Origin of the sequence: Tatumella terrea (assembly GCF_039523755.1) — a bacterium.
Lineage (GTDB): Bacteria > Pseudomonadota > Gammaproteobacteria > Enterobacterales > Enterobacteriaceae > Tatumella > Tatumella terrea.
This window is the reverse complement of the sequence record NZ_BAAAFX010000019.1, coordinates 229-849: the sequence shown is the minus strand read 5'-3', so window position 1 is coordinate 849 and position 621 is coordinate 229. Positions and strand designations below refer to the sequence as shown.

Here is a 621-nt window from a genome sequence, read left to right as displayed (position 1 = left end):
TCGCCGGGTGCTATACCGGGACATCTGAAGCACTTTTACAGTAATGCGGCGATGCTGAGACTGCCCCCCGAGACGGGAGCGGAAGTATGAAAGGGAAGTCAGGCCCAAAAAGCCAAAATATCCCTTAAAAAACAATGCCGGTCACCTTAAGTGACCGGCATTATCCCCCAGGATGGCTTTTTTCATTGTCACCCCTAAACCACCTCCTAGGGAGGTGGTGATTGACCCTGTAAGGCTATAGCCTGAAGAATGCCCATGCCGGAATATCTCTGCTTACTCACCACAAGTAAAAGGAGACAAACCAACATGGGGCTTTACAGGAGTTCATCACATGTATATTGGCGTTGCAAATACCACATAGTCTGGATACCAAAATATCGATTCAGGATCCTCAAAGACAAGCTGGGCAAGGAGCTTTACAGGACAATCTACATTCTCTGCGGAATCAAGGATTGTGAAGTTCTGGAGTTAAATGTCCAGCCAGATCATGTACATCTGGTCGTCATCGTCCCACCTAAATCTCAATATCAACGCTAATGGGCCATTTGAAAGGTCGCAGTGCCATCAGGCTCTACAATCGTTTTCCACACATCAGGAAGAAGCTGTGGGGAAACCATTTTT

Annotated in this window: 2 pseudogenes; both read left to right on the top strand. The window is 47.2% G+C overall.

Annotated features, from left to right (window positions below):
• A pseudogene (locus ABD035_RS15210) lies at positions 1–154 on the top strand (IS4 family transposase); the annotation flags it as partial.
• A gap of 152 nt (positions 155–306) precedes the next feature.
• Positions 307–621 (top strand): annotated as a pseudogene (gene tnpA, locus ABD035_RS15205) (IS200/IS605 family transposase); the annotation flags it as partial.